The sequence below is a fragment of the Paracoccus benzoatiresistens genome (assembly GCF_026913015.1).
Lineage (GTDB): Bacteria > Pseudomonadota > Alphaproteobacteria > Rhodobacterales > Rhodobacteraceae > Paracoccus > Paracoccus benzoatiresistens.
In genome coordinates this window covers 107,517-122,986 of record NZ_JAPTYD010000002.1, presented here as the reverse complement: position 1 = coordinate 122,986, position 15,470 = coordinate 107,517, and the positions used below count along the sequence as shown (strand labels likewise).

At 67.7% G+C, this 15,470-nt stretch carries 16 protein-coding genes; 9 read left to right on the top strand and 7 right to left on the bottom strand.

Translation table 11 applies throughout. The features are described 5' to 3' along the window. Positions 1–21: 21 nt before the first annotated feature. From OU682_RS02620 to leuC, 3 genes are all read right to left on the bottom strand, one after another. Complete coding sequence (locus OU682_RS02620) at positions 22–1,470, bottom strand: Y-family DNA polymerase (RefSeq protein WP_268940509.1); 1,449 nt, start codon at positions 1,468–1,470, stop codon at positions 22–24. Positions 1,471–1,596: 126 nt separating this feature from the next. Then, a complete protein-coding gene (gene leuD / locus OU682_RS02615; RefSeq protein ID WP_268940508.1) occupies positions 1,597–2,202 on the bottom strand; it encodes a 3-isopropylmalate dehydratase small subunit in 606 nt (201 codons plus the stop codon). A 12-nt stretch (positions 2,203–2,214) separates the two neighbouring features. Beyond that, positions 2,215–3,651, bottom strand: coding sequence for a 3-isopropylmalate dehydratase large subunit (leuC, locus tag OU682_RS02610; protein WP_268940507.1), 1,437 nt, complete (start codon positions 3,649–3,651; stop codon positions 2,215–2,217). Positions 3,652–3,829: 178 nt separating this feature from the next. Here leuC and OU682_RS02605 point away from each other — a divergent pair, with 178 nt between their 5' ends. From OU682_RS02605 to OU682_RS02575, 7 genes are all read left to right on the top strand, one after another. Then, positions 3,830–5,251, top strand: coding sequence for a mechanosensitive ion channel family protein (locus OU682_RS02605; RefSeq protein ID WP_268940506.1), 1,422 nt, complete (start codon positions 3,830–3,832; stop codon positions 5,249–5,251). A 101-nt stretch (positions 5,252–5,352) separates the two neighbouring features. After that, the gene (rsfS, locus tag OU682_RS02600) at positions 5,353–5,751 is read left to right on the top strand and encodes a ribosome silencing factor (RefSeq protein ID WP_268940505.1); all 399 of its coding nucleotides are present in this window, start codon (positions 5,353–5,355) and stop codon (positions 5,749–5,751) included. Between the two features lie 15 nt (positions 5,752–5,766). Next, the gene (gene rlmH / locus OU682_RS02595) at positions 5,767–6,234 is read left to right on the top strand and encodes a 23S rRNA (pseudouridine(1915)-N(3))-methyltransferase RlmH (protein WP_268940504.1); all 468 of its coding nucleotides are present in this window, start codon (positions 5,767–5,769) and stop codon (positions 6,232–6,234) included. A 105-nt stretch (positions 6,235–6,339) separates the two neighbouring features. Further along, positions 6,340–7,857 (top strand): 2,3-bisphosphoglycerate-independent phosphoglycerate mutase, encoded by a 1,518-nt coding sequence (gpmI, locus tag OU682_RS02590; protein WP_268940503.1) that lies wholly within the window; start codon positions 6,340–6,342, stop codon positions 7,855–7,857. Continuing rightward, entirely contained in the window at positions 7,854–9,032 is a 1,179-nt protein-coding gene (locus OU682_RS02585; RefSeq protein WP_268940502.1) for a murein hydrolase activator EnvC family protein, read from the top strand. Before gpmI ends, OU682_RS02585 begins: the two co-directional genes overlap by 4 nt. A gap of 17 nt (positions 9,033–9,049) precedes the next feature. Next, positions 9,050–10,480, top strand: coding sequence for a S41 family peptidase (locus tag OU682_RS02580; RefSeq protein ID WP_268940501.1), 1,431 nt, complete (start codon positions 9,050–9,052; stop codon positions 10,478–10,480). Next, positions 10,473–10,964: an RNA pyrophosphohydrolase gene (locus OU682_RS02575; RefSeq protein ID WP_268940500.1), complete on the top strand. Its 492-nt coding sequence runs from the start codon at positions 10,473–10,475 to the stop codon at positions 10,962–10,964. The genes OU682_RS02580 and OU682_RS02575 overlap by 8 nt, the downstream gene beginning before the upstream one ends. Positions 10,965–11,027: 63 nt before the next feature. On the opposite strand, the gene OU682_RS02570 is transcribed toward OU682_RS02575, so the two are convergent. The 3 genes from OU682_RS02570 to OU682_RS02560 form a co-directional block, all read right to left on the bottom strand. After that, positions 11,028–11,345: a DnaJ family domain-containing protein gene (locus tag OU682_RS02570; protein WP_268940499.1), complete on the bottom strand. Its 318-nt coding sequence runs from the start codon at positions 11,343–11,345 to the stop codon at positions 11,028–11,030. Between the two features lie 142 nt (positions 11,346–11,487). Continuing rightward, complete coding sequence (locus tag OU682_RS02565; protein ID WP_268940498.1) at positions 11,488–12,744, bottom strand: lytic murein transglycosylase; 1,257 nt, start codon at positions 12,742–12,744, stop codon at positions 11,488–11,490. An 85-nt stretch (positions 12,745–12,829) separates the two neighbouring features. Beyond that, positions 12,830–13,171, bottom strand: a complete 342-nt coding sequence (locus tag OU682_RS02560) for a DUF8846 family protein (RefSeq protein WP_268940497.1) — start codon at positions 13,169–13,171, stop codon at positions 12,830–12,832. A gap of 88 nt (positions 13,172–13,259) precedes the next feature. Between OU682_RS02560 and OU682_RS02555 the strand changes: the two genes are divergently transcribed. Then, the gene (locus OU682_RS02555; protein WP_371832192.1) at positions 13,260–13,427 is read left to right on the top strand and encodes a YbaK/EbsC family protein; all 168 of its coding nucleotides are present in this window, start codon (positions 13,260–13,262) and stop codon (positions 13,425–13,427) included. Here the strand turns inward: OU682_RS02555 and OU682_RS02550 are convergent. Beyond that, positions 13,417–14,208, bottom strand: coding sequence for a hormone-sensitive lipase (locus OU682_RS02550; RefSeq protein WP_268940496.1), 792 nt, complete (start codon positions 14,206–14,208; stop codon positions 13,417–13,419). The genes OU682_RS02555 and OU682_RS02550 overlap by 11 nt on opposite strands. Before the next feature lie 62 nt (positions 14,209–14,270). Here OU682_RS02550 and kynU point away from each other — a divergent pair, with 62 nt between their 5' ends. Next, complete coding sequence (gene kynU / locus OU682_RS02545) at positions 14,271–15,458, top strand: kynureninase (RefSeq protein ID WP_268940495.1); 1,188 nt, start codon at positions 14,271–14,273, stop codon at positions 15,456–15,458. Positions 15,459–15,470 lie beyond the last annotated feature (12 nt).

The following is a 15,470-nucleotide window of genomic DNA, read 5'->3' as shown; positions in this document are numbered from 1 at the left end:
GCAGGGGGGCCACGGGGTCGGTCACGCGAATTCCCCCTGCACGAACCAGCCGGGGTTCTGCGGCGTGTGGAACATCCACAACCGGGGGCCTTGCCGGGTCTCGACGCGCCAGTAATCGCGGATGCCATGGGGTCCGTCCCGGTCCGGGCGCCACCATTCCGGGCAAATCCGCTCCGGCCCCGACACCTCGGCGCTGGTCAGGCGCATCCGCCGCCAGTTGAACTGCTGGGGCGGTTTTGGTCCGCGCGCGGTGACGGGTTCGGGCGGGAAAAGCCAGTGCGGGCGCAGGCGCGGGGAGGCCGGAGGCGTTTCGCCGCCATCGGGGGCAAGCGCCATGCTGAGTTCGGGGATATGGCTGTCGTTGGGCGACAGGCGGCGGATGTTGTCCAGCCCCACGCGCGTGCCAAGCCGGGTGATCAGGTCGGCCACGGCCTCGGACCCCGCGCCGCCGGTTGCGATCTGCTGCTGCGGCATGGGCGCGACCCGTGTCGCCTCGAGCCGCAACTGGTCGATGCCGAAGCCCGCATCCACGCCCTCGATGGCAGGGGCAAACAGGGGCAGGATGCGGGCCGGATCGCGCATGGTGGTGGCCAGGCGCAGATCCACCCGGCGGCTTTCCCCATCCGCCCGGCGCAGGGTCAGGCGCAGGGCCAGCGCGCCCGCCCCGTGCTGGTCCAGGGTGTTGCACAGCCGCCCCAGCAGCCGCGCGATGCCCGCCATCACGTCCGCCGTCAGGCCGATGGGTTCAGGCAGGGTCAGGCGCACGGCGTAATGCGGCGGGTCGGCAAGGGGAATGATGGATTCGGCGCGCAGGCCCATCACCTGGTCCAGCCGGTCCAGCAGCCCCTGCCCGAAGCGCCGGGCCAGAGGAGCGCGGGCGGTGGCCTTGACGTCGCCGATGGTGCGCAGGCCCAGCCGTTGCAAGGCGGTCACGGTATCGGGGTCGATGCGCAGCGCAGCGACCGGCAGGTCGGCAAGGTCGCTGCCCCCACCCCCGTGATGGGACAGCGCCCATGCCGCGCCGGGGGTATCGCCCAAGCCGATCCGCGCCGTCAGCCCGGCACGGGTCAGGCGGTGCCGCATGTCCCCGATCATCGCATCGGTGCCGCCGAACAGGTGGTCCACCCCGGCGATGTCCAGGGCCAGCCCGTCGCATCCGTCCAGCCCCACCAGCGGGGAATAGCGCCCGGCCCATCGGCGCAGCCCCTGCAGGAAGCGCATGTCCTGGACGGGGTCGGCGGGACGGCTTTGCAGATCCGGGCAGAAGGCGCGGGCCTGCGACAGGGTCATGCCGAGATGAAGGCCCGCGCCTTCCGCCGCCGGGTTCAGGCAATGGATGCGGTCGCTGTTCTGCGTCCGGAGCGACAGGGCGAAGGGCCCTTCCACCGGCTGCAGGCGCAGCGCCCGGTCGCTGGGCAACCGGGGAAACCAGACCGAGACGATGTGCCGCCGCCGCGTCGCACCGAACATGCTGAACCCCTTGATGTTTCCGTTTTGTTCTTGCTAACCCGAACAGCGCCGCATGTCGAGTTCGGGTTCCCGGAAATCAAGAAAGCCGGGCAGGTGCCCGGCTTTCATCATCTGTCCTGCCTTGGCTCAGACCCAGGGGCGGGCCTGCGCCATCCGTGTCTCGTAGCTTTCGATGACGGGGGCCTTTTCCATCGTCAGCCCGATGTCGTCCAGCCCGTTCAGCAGGCAATGCTTGCGGAAGGGATCGACCTCGAAGGCAAAGGACACCCCGTCCGATGAGGTGACCGTCTGGCTTTCCAGGTCCACCGTCATGCGGGCATTGGCGCCCTTGCGGGCATCCTCCATCAGCACATCGACCGCTTCCTGCGGCAGAACGACCGGCAGAATGCCGTTCTTGAAGCAGTTGTTGAAGAAGATGTCGGCAAAGCTGGTCGAGATGACGCAGCGGATGCCGAAATCCAGCAGCGCCCAGGGCGCATGTTCGCGCGAGGATCCGCAACCGAAATTGTCGCCGGCCACGATGATCTCGGCCTGCCTGTAGGCCGGCTGGTTCAGCACGAAATCCGGCAGCTCGTTCCCGTCGCGGTCATAGCGCAGCTCGTCGAACAGGTTGATCCCAAGGCCCGACCGCTGGATCGTCTTCAGGAACTGCTTGGGGATGATCATGTCGGTGTCGATATTGACCAGCGGCATGGGCGCCGCGATCCCGGTCAGGGTGGTGAACTTGTCCATGATCGGCTCTCCTCAGACCGTTTCCGCGGCGAATTCTCGCACATCGACCAGATGCCCGGCCACGCCCGCCGCCGCCGCCATGGCGGGCGACATCAGGTGGGTGCGGCCCTTGTAGCCCTGGCGACCTTCAAAGTTGCGGTTGCTGGTGGCGGCGCAGCGTTCGCCGGGGGCCAGCTGGTCGGGGTTCATTCCCAGGCACATGGAGCAGCCCGCCAGGCGCCATTCGAAGCCCGCGTCCTTGAAGACCTGGTCCAGCCCTTCCTCCTCGGCCTGGGCGCGCACAAGGCCCGATCCGGGCACGACCATGCCGCGCACGCCCGCGGCCAGCCTGCGGCCGCGCAGGATCTGGGCGGCGGCGCGCAGATCCTCGATCCGGCCATTGGTGCAGGAGCCGATGAAGACCGCGTCGATGGCGATGTCGGTCAGGGGGGTGCCGGGCGTCAGGCCCATGTAGTCCAAGCTGCGCCGCGCGGCCTCGACCTTGCCGCCGGTGAAATCCTCGGGGGCGGGGACAGCCGCGGTGATCGGCAGCGCATCCTCGGGCGAGGTGCCCCAGGTGATGGTGGGGGCGATATCCTCGCCGCGCAGGGTCACGACCTTGTCCCAATGGGCGTCGTCGTCGCTGAAAAGCGTCTTCCACCAGTTGACCGCCGCTTCCCATTGCGCCCCTTTCGGCGCATGGGGTCGGCCCTTCACATAGTCGAAGGTCGTCTGGTCCGGCGCGATCAGGCCCGCGCGGGCGCCGCCCTCGATCGCCATGTTGCAGATGGTCATGCGGCCTTCCATCGACAGGTTGCGGATCGCCTCGCCGCAATATTCGATGACATGGCCGGTGCCGCCGCCGGTGCCGGTCTTGCCGATGATCGCCAGCACCACGTCCTTGGCGGTGACGCCAGGGGCAAGGCGGCCGGTCACCTCGACCTTCATGTTCTTCGATTTCTTCTGGATCAGCGTCTGCGTGGCCAGCACATGCTCGACCTCGGACGTGCCGATGCCGTGGGCCAGCGCGCCAAACGCCCCGTGGGTCGAGGTGTGGCTGTCGCCGCAGACCACCGTCATGCCGGGCAGGGTCCAGCCCTGTTCGGGGCCGATGATATGAACGATGCCCTGGCGGATGTCGGTCACGGGGTAATAGACCACGCCGAATTCGCGGGCGTTTCGGTCAAGCGCCTCGACCTGGATGCGCGATTCCTCGTTGTCGATGCCCTGTTCGCGGTCCCAGGTGGTGGGCACGTTGTGGTCGGGCACGGCGATGGTGCGTTCGGGGGCGCGGACCTTGCGGCCGGTCATGCGCAGGCCTTCGAAAGCCTGGGGGCTGGTCACCTCGTGGACCAGGTGGCGGTCGATATACAGAAGGCAGGTGCCGTCTTCCTGGCGGTCCACCACATGGGCGTCCCAGATCTTGTCGTAAAGCGTCCGCGCCGCGGCGGATTGGGGTTCGGTTGTCATGGCTTTTGGCTTTCGGCTGTGATGCGTCGGATCATGGCGTGCGGTCATGGCTGCGGCCCCGGTCCCCGAAGGGACGGCCGCAGCCCGTCACAGTCGAGCCGTCACGCCGCGCGTTTCGCCGAAAAACCGCGAAGGCAGGCGCGCGCGGTCATGGATGTCGAAATAAATGAACCCGGACATGAGCGAAGCTTTTATTCGCCTTTTGGCGTTGACGCAATATTGGCGCGACGGGAAGAATGAAGGGATGGAAGGCGTTCACCCGGACATGATCGATGCGGCCCAGGGTCTGTGGTCCCGCATCTCTTTGTTCTTCGAACTCATGCTGGTGCCGACAAGGACCAATCAGCTTCTGGCGATCCTGGGCCTGCTGCTTCTGTCCTGGCTGATGGGCCGCCTTGCATCGCGCTGGCTGACGGGATGGCTGCATCGTCGCGACAGCTGGCCCAAATGGCGCCTGCGGCTGGGGCTGCTGGTGAACCGCAGGATCAGCCTGATCATCTTCGCGCTGCTGGCCTGGGCGGTGGTGCTTGTCATGCGAGAGGTGACCTGGCCTTCGCGCAGCGCGCTGATCGCGCTGGCGGCCTCCATCGCCACGGCCTGGATCGCGATCTTCTTTCTGGCACGGATCATCGCCAACCGCTTCCTGCGCCGGATGGCCAGCTGGGTCGCCTGGATCTGGGTCACGCTGTATCTGCTGGGCCTGACCGATCCCGTGGCCGATTTCCTGGACAGCATTGCCGTGACCCTCGGGCAGTTGCGGCTGTCGGCGCTGACCGTGCTGAAGGCGCTGGTGGTGACGGGGCTGCTGATCGGAGGCGCGCGGCTCTTGTCGCGGCTGATCTCGGGGCGGCTGGCGCGGAACGAGGACATCTCGCCCACGATGCGGGTGCTGACCACGAAGCTCTTGCAGATCGTGCTGTTCAGCCTGGCGCTGATCGTCGGCCTGAAGGCGGCGGGGTTCGACTTGACCGGCCTTGCGGTCTTTTCCGGCGCTGTCGGCGTGGGCCTGGGCTTCGGGCTGCAGAAGGTCGTCTCGAACCTGGTGTCCGGCGTCATCATCCTGCTGGACAAGTCGGTGAAGCCCGGCGACGTCATCAGCCTGGGCGACACCTTCGGCTGGATCGAGGAGCTGGGCGCCCGCTATGTCAGCGTGGTGACGCGCGACGGCAAGGAATACCTGATCCCGAACGAGGATCTGGTGACGGGCCAGGTCGTGAACTGGTCCCATACCAACAGCTTCGTACGGCTGGACCTGAAATTCCACAGCTCCTATGACGACGATCCCCACAAGGTCACCGCGGTCGCGATTGCCGCGGTCAAGACGGTCAAGCGCGTCCTGACCCACCGGCAGGCGGTCTGCTGGGTCACGGGCTTCGGCGACAGTTCGATCGATTATGTGCTGCGCTTCTGGATCGACGACGCGGCGGGCGGGCTGACCAACGTGCGCGGGCAGGTTTATCTGGCGCTGTGGGATGCCTTCAAGGAACACGGCATCACCATCCCCTTCCCGCAGCGCGAGGTGCGGGTTGTGAATGCCTCGCTGCCGATCCATATGGGCGATCCCCGGCCGGACAGCACGGAATCTGACCGGGAACATTGAGATGGTGCGAAAAGTTGCTATCTTTGATCTATCCCCTGCGCCGGGGGCGATCGGCGCGCTGACCGGAGGATTGAACCCTGTCACAAGACGTCTCGCCGGCCGTGGGGCCGGCTGCGACCCCCGCGGCGCATGATCTGACCAGCGACCAGATCCTTGCCCGCATCCTGTCCTCGCTTGACGACGACAAGGCCGAGGACATCGTCACGATCGACCTGCGCGGACGGTCGGCCATGGCGGATCACATGGTGATCGCATCGGGCCGCAGCGCGCGCCAGGTGGGCGCCATCGCCGAAAAGCTGGCCGAGCGGATGAAGCTGATCACCGGCCGCACCCCCCGCATCGAAGGCAAGGAAACCGGCGACTGGGTCCTGATCGACACGGATGATGTCATCGTCCATGTCTTCCGCCCCGAGGTGCGCGAGTTCTATCAGCTTGAAAAGATGTGGATGCCCGCCGACGCGCTGAGCCGCGTCCGCGACGGGACCCGCCCGGCGGTCTGAGGTCGGTCGGGCTTCATGCGGATCGACATCGCCGCGGTCGGGCGGCTGCGCAAGGGCCCCGAGGCGGCGATGGTATCGGACTACCTCGACCGCTTCGCCAAGGTCGGGCGCAGCCTTGGCCTGCCGCCCATCACCCTCTCCGAGGTCGAGGACAAGCGCGGCGGCGGCATGGCCGCCGAGGCCGAGCTGCTGGAACGCGCCATCCCGCCCGGCGCAGCCCTTGTGGTGATGGATGAGCGCGGCGACCAGCCAACCTCGCCCGAATTCGCAAGGCGGCTCGCGGACCATCGGGACCGGGCGCGCGATCTGTGCTTCGTGATCGGCGGCGCCAACGGGCTGGATCCGGGGCTGCGGGCGCGGGCCGACTGGCAGATAAGCCTGGGCCGCATGGTCTGGCCGCACATGCTGGTCCGCGTGATGCTGGCCGAACAGCTGTATCGCGCCGCGACGATCCTGGCAGGGTCCCCCTATCATCGCGACTGAACGCGTCCGCGCGGCGGCGGGTCCGGCAAGCGAAGCGCCCGCGGCTTCGCCGGTTGCCGCAACCGTTGCATAAGCGTAACAAGGCGCAAAACATCCGAGGGCGATATGACGAAACCTGTGGTCCTGTGCATTCTCGACGGCTGGGGCATCTCGGACCGCCCCGAGCAAAGCGCGCCGGATCAGGCGAAGACGCCGAACTTCGACCGGCTGATGCGCGACTGCCCCCATGCGACGCTGACGACCTTTGGTCCCGACGTGGGCCTGCCGCGCGGGCAGATGGGCAATTCCGAAGTCGGCCACACCAATATCGGCGCGGGCCGCGTGGTCGCGATGGATCTGGGCCAGATCGACCTTGCCATCGAGGATGGCAGCTTCCACGGCAACGAAGGGCTGGTCCGCTTCGTGGAACGGCTGCGGGCCACGGGCGGGACGGCGCATCTGATGGGCGTCGTGTCCGACGGGGGCGTGCACGGCCATGTCGTCCATGTCCAGGCGGCCATCCGCGCCATTGCCGGGGCGGGCGTTCCGGTCGTGCTGCACGCCATCACCGACGGGCGCGACGTGCCGCCGCAATCGGCCATGGGCTTTGTCACCGAAGTGCAGGGTAGCCTGCCCGAGGGCGCGCGGATCGGCACGGTGATCGGCCGCTATTACGCGATGGACCGCGACAACCGCTGGGAACGCGTCGAACGCGCCTATCGCGCCATCGTCGCGGGGCAGGGGGAACCCGCCCTGTCCGGCGACCTGGCCGTCACCACCGCCTATGCGCGCGGCGAGACCGACGAATTCATCCAGCCATTCATCATCGACGGCTATAACGGCGCGATGGACGGGGACGGGTTCTTCTGCCTCAACTTCCGGGCCGACCGGGCGCGGGAAATCCTGACAGCGCTGGCCGACCCGACCTTTACGCAGTTCGACACAAGCGACCGCCCCGAATGGGCGGCGCTGCTGGGGATGGTCGACTACAGCACCCGGCACGACGAATACATGACCACGGCCTATCCCAAGCGGCAGGTGCTCAACACGCTGGGGGCCTGGGTGGCGTCCAGGGGCCTGCGCCAGTTCCGCCTGGCCGAGACCGAGAAATACCCCCATGTCACCTTCTTCCTGAACGGCGGGAAAGAGGCGCCGGAACCGGGCGAGGACCGCTTCATGCCGTCCAGCCCCAAGGTCGCCACCTATGACCTTGCCCCCGAGATGGCCGCCGATGAGGTCGCGGCGAAGCTGGTCGAGGTGATCGGCGCGGGCTATGACCTGATCGTGGTGAACTTCGCCAATCCCGACATGGTGGGCCACACCGGCAGCCTGCCTGCCGCCGTTCTGGCCTGCGAGGCCGTGGATCGCGGCTTGGGCCGGATGCTGGAGGCCCTGGACGCTGCCGGCGGGGCCGCCGTCATCTGCGCCGACCACGGCAATTGCGAGACGATGATCGACCCGGAAACCGGCGGCCCGCATACCGCCCACACCACCAACCCGGTGCCGGTGATCGTCTATGGCGGGCCGGCGGGTGCGCGGCTGCGCAACGGCCGCCTGGCCGACCTGGCGCCGACCGTCCTGCAGCTGATGGGCCTCGACAAGCCCGCCGAGATGACGGGCGAAAGCCTGATCGTGACCGCATGAAGTTCCTTCTTCCCCTGGCGCTCTGCGCTCTGATCGCCGCCGCGCCTGCCGTCGCGCAGGATGCCGAACCCTCGGTCAGCGCCGCCGTGGACGAGGCGCAGGACGCCGCCGCCCAGTTGCGCGCGGCTGTCGCCAAGCTGGCCGATGCCGTATCCGCCGATGACCAGGTGGTGGCCCTGACCGAGGTGATCCGGGGCTATGAACAGGGCCTTGCCGCCCTGCGTGAGGGCCTGCGCCAAGCCAGCGCGCGCGAGGCGGAGCTGCGCGCCCGCTTCGAATCGCAGCGCGTGCAGCTGGCCTCGGTCCTGGGGGCGATGACGGCGCTGCAGCAGTCGCCCGAAACCACCATGCTGCTGCATCCCGCGGGCGCGCTGGCCAATGCGCGATCCGGCATGGTGCTGGCCGATGTCACCCCCGGCCTGCGATCCGAGGCCGAGCGGCTGCAGGACGACCTGCACGAGATCGCCACCGTGCGGGAATTGCAGGCGGGCGCCGCGCAGATGCTGGGGGCGGGGCTGGCTTCGGTGCAGGAAGCGCGCAGGCTTCTGGCCAGCGCCGTGACCGACCGGTCCAGCCTGCCCGTGCGCTATGCCGATGCGCCCGCGGAAATGCAGAAGCTGCGCGATGCGGCGCAAAGCCTGGACGAATTCGCGGCGGGCGTGGCCAAGGTGCAGATGGATGTCGGCCCTCCCATGGAGGATTTCGAGGGCGCCAGGGGCAGCCTGCCCCTGCCGGTGGTGGGCACCATCCTGCGCCTTTACGATCAGCCCGACGCGGCGGGCGTCAAGCGCCCCGGCTTTGTGATTGCCACGCCACCCGCCGCCCTGGTGACCACGCCCTGGCCCGCGACGATCCGCTATCGCGGTCCGCTTCTGGATTACGGCAATGTGATGATCATCGAGCCCGCGCGCGGTTATCTTCTGGTCTTCGCGGGCATGTCGCAGGTGTTTGGTGAGGTGGGCGATGTGCTGCAGGCGGGCAATCCGATCGGCCTGATGGGCGGGACCGAGGCGCCGGCGCAGGAATTCGGTGCGCAATTCGTGACCGACGCCGCCATCGGCGGAAATGCAGGGCAGACCGAATCCCTGTATCTTGAATTGCGCAAGGGACAGGAAACTCTGGACCCGGCGGAATGGTTCGTGCTGAATCCCGTCGTGGAGCCTGAACAGGATTGAAGGCAGGAAAGGCCGTCATGAAACATTATCTGATCGCAGGCGTGGGCGGAGTTCTTGCCGGTGCGCTGCTGACCACCCAGATCGCCGGGCCGCTGGTCGCGCAGGAAACCGGCAGCAACGCCTCGATCTACGAGCAGCTGGAACTGTTCGGCAACGTCTTCGAACGCGTCCGCGCCGACTATGTCGAGGCGCCCGACGACAAGGAGCTGATCGAGGCCGCGATCAACGGGATGCTGACCTCGCTCGACCCGCATTCCAGCTTCCTGTCGGCCAGCGACTACGAGGACATGCAGACCCAGACCCGCGGCAGCTTCGGCGGCCTGGGGATCGAGGTCAGCCAGGAGGAAGGCCTCGTCAAGGTCGTCTCGCCCATCGACGACACGCCCGCCGCCAAGGCCGGGGTGAAGTCGGGCGACTTCATCACCCATGTGAACGGCGAATCGCTGATGGGCCTGACGCTGGACCAGGCGGTGGACATGATGCGCGGCCCCATTGGGTCCGAGATCACCGTCACCATCCTGCGCGAGGGCGAGACCGAACCCTTCGACCTGACCATGACGCGCGACACGATCAAGCTGACCGTGGTCAAGACGCGGGTGGAAGGCCATTCGGTCGTCCTCCGCGTGTCCACCTTCAACGACGAAACCTATGACACGTTGAAGGCGGAACTGGAAAAGGCCGTGAAGGATGCGGGCGGGATCGAGAAGGTCACGGGCTTCGTCCTGGACCTGCGCAACAACCCCGGCGGGCTGCTGAACCAGGCGATCAGCGTCTCGGACGCCTTCCTGGAGGCGGGCGAGATCGTCAGCACCCGCGGCCGCAACCCCGAGGAAAGCGAACGCTGGAACGCGGAAGCAGGCGACCTGGCCCAGGGCAAGCCGATGGTCGTGCTGACCAATGGCGGCTCGGCCAGTGCCTCGGAAATCGTCGCGGGCGCGCTGCAGGATCACCGCCGCGCCATCGTCGTGGGCGAAAAGACCTTCGGCAAGGGATCGGTCCAGACGGTCATGCCGGTGACGGCCGAAAGCGCCATCCGGCTGACCACGGCGCGCTATTACACGCCGTCCGGTCGCTCGATCCAGTCGCTGGGCATCCAGCCCGACATCCTGGTGGCCCAGCCGACCCCGCCCGCCAGCCCGGAGGACGAGGAGGAGGGCCCCCGCACGCAGTCGAACTTCGGCCGCTCCGAGGCTGATCTGCGCGGCGCGCTGAACAACGATTCGGTCAGCGACGACGAGAAGAAGCAGATCGAGGACGAGGCCGCCGAGGTCGAGGCGACCGCCAAGCTGCGCGACGAGGATTACCAGCTGGCCTATGCCGTCGATATCCTGAAGGGCCTGGCGGCGGTCGACTTCCGCGCGGGCCAGGTGCCGTCCGCCGCCACCCCCGCCGTGACCGGCGAGGGATCGGGAACCGAAGGAACCGGGGCGGCCAAGACGAATGGCTGATGGGAAACGGACCGGGCCGGGGGGGCTTCCCTACCGGCCCTGCGCGGGCGTCGTGCTGATCAACGCGGAGGGGCTGGTCTTCGCAGGCCAGCGCATCGACATGCCCGGCGCCTGGCAGATGCCACAGGGCGGCATAGACAAGGGCGAGGATCCCCGCGGGGCCGCCCTGCGCGAACTGGTCGAGGAAACCGGCGTCTCGCCCGAGAAGGTCGAGGTCCTGGGGGAAACCCCAAGCTGGGTTTACTATGACTTGCCGCCCGAGCTTCTGGGCAAGGTCTGGAAGGGCAGGTATGGCGGGCAGCGCCAGAAATGGGTCCTGATGCGGTTCCTGGGGGACGACGCCGACATCCGCATCGACACCGACCACCCTGAATTCGAGGAATGGCGCTGGATGCCTGCGGCGGCGCTGCTGGAGAACATCGTGCCGTTCAAGCGCGCGGTTTACGAGGAGGTGCTGGCGGCGTTTCGGGACAGGTTGGCTTAGGTTATTGTCGCCGGAACTTCGGTAATCGGCCATGCGTCGCCTAGTGCGGCATGGTTCTGGCCTTCAGCCACCATGGAAGCGGCGGCGGGCTTCCTGTTCGATGTCCAACCGCAGTTGAAGCTCGGCCAGCTTTGCCCTTTCGCGGACAAGCACCCTTTCGTCCGTCGTCTGGCGCAGGATCAGGGTCTGTTTCTCGATCGCCTTGCGCAACTGGATCTCGTGCGGCAGTGCGCCTGCCTCGGCCATGATGCGGAAGCCGATGGCATCCGCGCTTCCGTCGCCCTCCCGGCTCAGTGGCTTGCCCGCGCCTTTCAGGTTGTCGAATTGACCTTCGGCCTGAGCCTTCAGGATCTGCCGCTCGGAAAGGTGGGAAAACTTCATGCGTTCCACCCTGCGTCATGCGGCCCCAGGATGGCCGCCACCATCATGGTTAGCAAGGTCGCCCAGAAAGAGCCAGCCTGCCAGGCTGGTCCCAAAAGAAAAGGGCGGCCGGTTGGCCGCCCTTCGGATCCGTTGGCCAGGTTCAGCGCCGCAACTGCCCCAGCAGGATCGAGGTCGGATAGCCGTCCGGGGTCACGCCGATCGACCGCTGGTAGGCCGCGACCGATTCCATCGTGGCCGAGCCGAACAGGCCGTCGATCTCTCCGTCATAGAAGCCCTTGGCGCGCAGGCGCTGCTGGATTTCCTGCCGCTCCGCAGTGGTGAGGGTCCGGTCGTTGCGCGGCCATGACCCCTGCACCCCCGCGCGGCCCGCGATGCGCTCGCCCAGGAAGGCCACGCCAAGCGCGTAGTTGTCCGAGTTGTTGTAGCGCAGGATCGAGCGGAAGTTGTCGAGGATCAGGAAGGCCGGGCCATTCGCGCCCGCCGGCATGATGATCGAGCCGTTGCCCGAGGGCAGGGCCCCGCCGCCGATGCGGCGCACGCCCTGCGCGGCCCAGTCCGACCGGCGGGTGCCCTTGCCGACCAGGCCCATATTGAAGCCCGACGGAAGCTGCACCTCGGCGCCCCAGGCCTGGCCGGGGACCCAGCCGTTGCGGCGCAGGTAGTTCGCGGTCGAGGCAAGCGAATCGGTCGGGTCGTCCGACCAGATGTCGCGCCGCCCGTCGCCGGTGAAATCGACCGCATAGTCCAGGTAGGACGTCGGCATGAACTGCGTGTGGCCCATGGCCCCGGCCCAGCTTCCCAGCATGTGTTCGGGATCGGTGTCGCCCGCCTGCAGGATGCGCAGCGAGGCGATCAGCTGGTTCTGGAACATCTCGCCCCGGCGGCCGTCATAGGCCAGCGTCGCCAGCGACGGGATGATCTGCATCTTGCCGCGGTTGGCGCCGAAATTCGATTCCATGCCCCAGACGGCCAGCACGATCTCGCGCGGGACGCCATAGCGCGCCTCGATCTGCGACAGGGCGCCCGACAGTTGCGCGGCCTTCTGGCGTCCGGTGGTGACGCGCACGTCCGACACCGCGCTGTCCAGATACAGCCAGACGGGGCGGCTGAACTCGGCCTGCTTGCGGTCCAGGCGGATCACCTCGGGGTTGTAGCGCGCGATCCGCATGGCGCGGTCATAGGTGGCGGGCGACACGCCCGAGGCGATGGCGCGCGGGCGGAAGGACTGGACGAAGTTCTGCAAGCCCGCCTCGTCCCCGGCCGAGGCCGCGGGAATCGGCGCGGGCGTGACCGGGCTGTTGCCGGACATCGCGCCGGGCGTGCGGTTCATCGGGCCCGCGCATGATGCCAGGGCACCCACCAGGGCGGTGGTCAGGAAGATGCGGGAAAGTATCATGGGATCGCCTGTCCGTGACTGCTGCTGTTCTTGTTGGCAGGCAGTCTAGCGAAGACACTTTCGGTTGAATAGGCCGCTTCGCCCCTCAGTGCAGCGTCGCGTCATCGTCCGACGCGCCCGCGCAGCCTTTGAAGAAGGGCTGCATCTGCGCGATGATGACCGAGTTCTCGTCCAGCGCACGCTGCATCAGGGCGCGTTCCTCGTCGTCGATCTCGTGCCCCTCGGCCAGGCGTTCGTCCAGGCTGCCGTATCCGGTCACGTCCAGCGGTGCGAGATCCGCCTGCTTCAGGATGGCCACTGTTTCCCGCACGGCCTCGGCCTCGTCCTTGCCGGCGGCATAGCAGATCAGCGCGGCGCCGGTGGCACCATCCGGAAGCCCGTCGTTCTTGGCCCGGCCCACCTCGACCAGAAGGGTATAGACGTTCATGGCAAGGCCTCCTTGGGTAGATCGTTCTTCTGCAACAGCACGACCGGGGCTGCGGTGCAAGGGAAACCGGCGCGGGGCTTTTCGCGGCGTGGCCCCGGTCGGCCACCTGAAACCCGTGACGGCGTTCTTCGACCCGCGCCTGCTGGATTTCGACCGGGTCTGGGCGGCGGCCGGAACGCCGCGCCATATCTTCACGATTGCGCCGCGGGTCCTGCTGGTTGTGGCGGGCGTGCGTCAGGCGGAATTCACGGTCTGAGCAGCCGTGCCAGCAGCGGGCTGTCGGGGCTTTTCAAGCGCTCGATCACGTCGAAATGGTGGCGTCCGGGATCGATCACGCAATCGGTCGCGGCGCCCAGCCCGGCCCAGATATTCGCCAGCAGGCGGGCCTGGCGGACGAATTCGGGCCGTTCCATTCCGCCGACCCAGGTTGTGACGGGAATGCCGGGGCGCGGGGCCAGAAGGGCGGGGCTTTCCGATGCTGCCTCGGCCGCGTCAAGCCGCAGGGTGTCGTTCATCTCGGTGCGCAGAAGCGGGCGCAGGTCCGCCAGCGGAGAGATCGGCACGCAAGCCGCCACGCGCGCGGCCACCGCGTCGGGCAGGGTGCAATCATCGCAGACCATCCGCGCCGCCAGATGCCCGCCCGCGGAATGGCCCGTCAGCGCGATTGGCCCGTCAAGGCGGCCCGCAGACTCGGTGATCGCGGCGGCGACCTCTGGCACCATCTGCGAAATGTGGGCCTTGGGCGCCAGGGTATAGGCGGGCATGGCGACCGCCCAGCCATGCGCCAGCGCCCCTGCCGCCAGATGCGACCAGGTGCCCGGGCCGAAGGCCATCCAGTAGCCGCCGTGGATGAAGACCATCAGGCCCTTGGCCGTCCGGGAGGGGCGGAACAGGTGTCCACGGCCCAGGGGCTCGGGCGGGTGCGCCTCGCGGAACCGGGCCGAGGCATCCTGCCAGAGGGGCACGAAGTCTTCGGCTTGCGGGATATGGGCGCCGTTGGCATAGGCGTCGTCCCAGTCGGTAACCTGATACAGCATCCTGTCCCTCTCTTTCCGGCAGAAAAGGCTGCTGATAGCCTGGGGTCAAGATGGAGACCGCAATGACCGACTTCGCCGCCACCCGCCGCGCCTTTCACCTTCCCAAGGGGGTGACCTATCTGGATGGAAATTCGCTGGGGCCGATGCCCGTTGCCGCCCGGGACCGCGTGGCGCGGATGATGGGGGACGAATGGTCCGAGATGCTGATCACCGGCTGGAACAAGGCGGGCTGGTATGTGCAGCCCCGCAAGGTCGGCGACCGCATCGCCCGGCTGATCGGCGCGGGCGCGGGCGAGGTCGTGATGGGCGACACGCTGTCGATCAAGGTGTTCCAGGCGCTCAGCGCCGCGCTGGCCCTGCGTCCCGGCCGCCGGGTGATCCTGTCGGACAGCGGCAATTTCCCGTCCGACCTGTATGTGGCGGAAGGGCTGGCCCGCGCCGTTGGTGCCGAACTGCGCGTGGTCGCCCCCGAGGAGGTCGAGGCCGCCATCGCCGACGATCTGGCCGTCCTGATGCTGACCGAGGTCGATTACCGCACCGGACGCCGCCACGACATGGCCGCTCTGACGGCGAAGGCGCATGGGGCAGGCGCGCTGGCGCTGTGGGATCTGGCCCATTCGGCGGGCGCGGTGGATGTCGATCTGACGGGGGCGGATGCCGATTTCGCGGTCGGCTGCACCTACAAGTATCTCAACGGCGGGCCCGGCGCGCCTGCCTTCATCTGGACCCATCCCCGCCATGCCGACGCCGCGCAACCGATCCTGCAGGGCTGGATGGGCCATGACGCGCCCTTTGCCTTCGACCTGGGCTATCGTCCCGCGGCGGGGGTGGAGCGGATGCGGGTCGGCACGCCCCCGGTGATCGCCCTGACCGCGCTGGATGCCGCGCTGGATGTCTGGGATGGCGTCAGCCTGTCCGACCTGCGCGCCCGGTCGATCGAATTGTCCGAGGCCTTCATCGCGGGGGTCGAGGCGCAGTGCCCGGATGTCGCGCTGAACTCTCCCCGTGATCCGGGGCGGCGGGGCTCGCAGGTCAGCTTCCGCCATCCGCAGGGCTATGCGGTGATGCAGGCGCTGATCGCGGCCGGCGTGATCGGCGATTTCCGTGCGCCGGACGTGTTGCGCTTCGGCTTTGCGCCGCTGTACAATGATCTTGGCGATGTGGACCGCGCGGTCGAGACGCTTGCCCGGATCCTGCGCGACGAAACCTGGAATGATGAGAAGTTTCATCAGAAGGCTGCTGTGACGTAAAGGTAGGGGGCT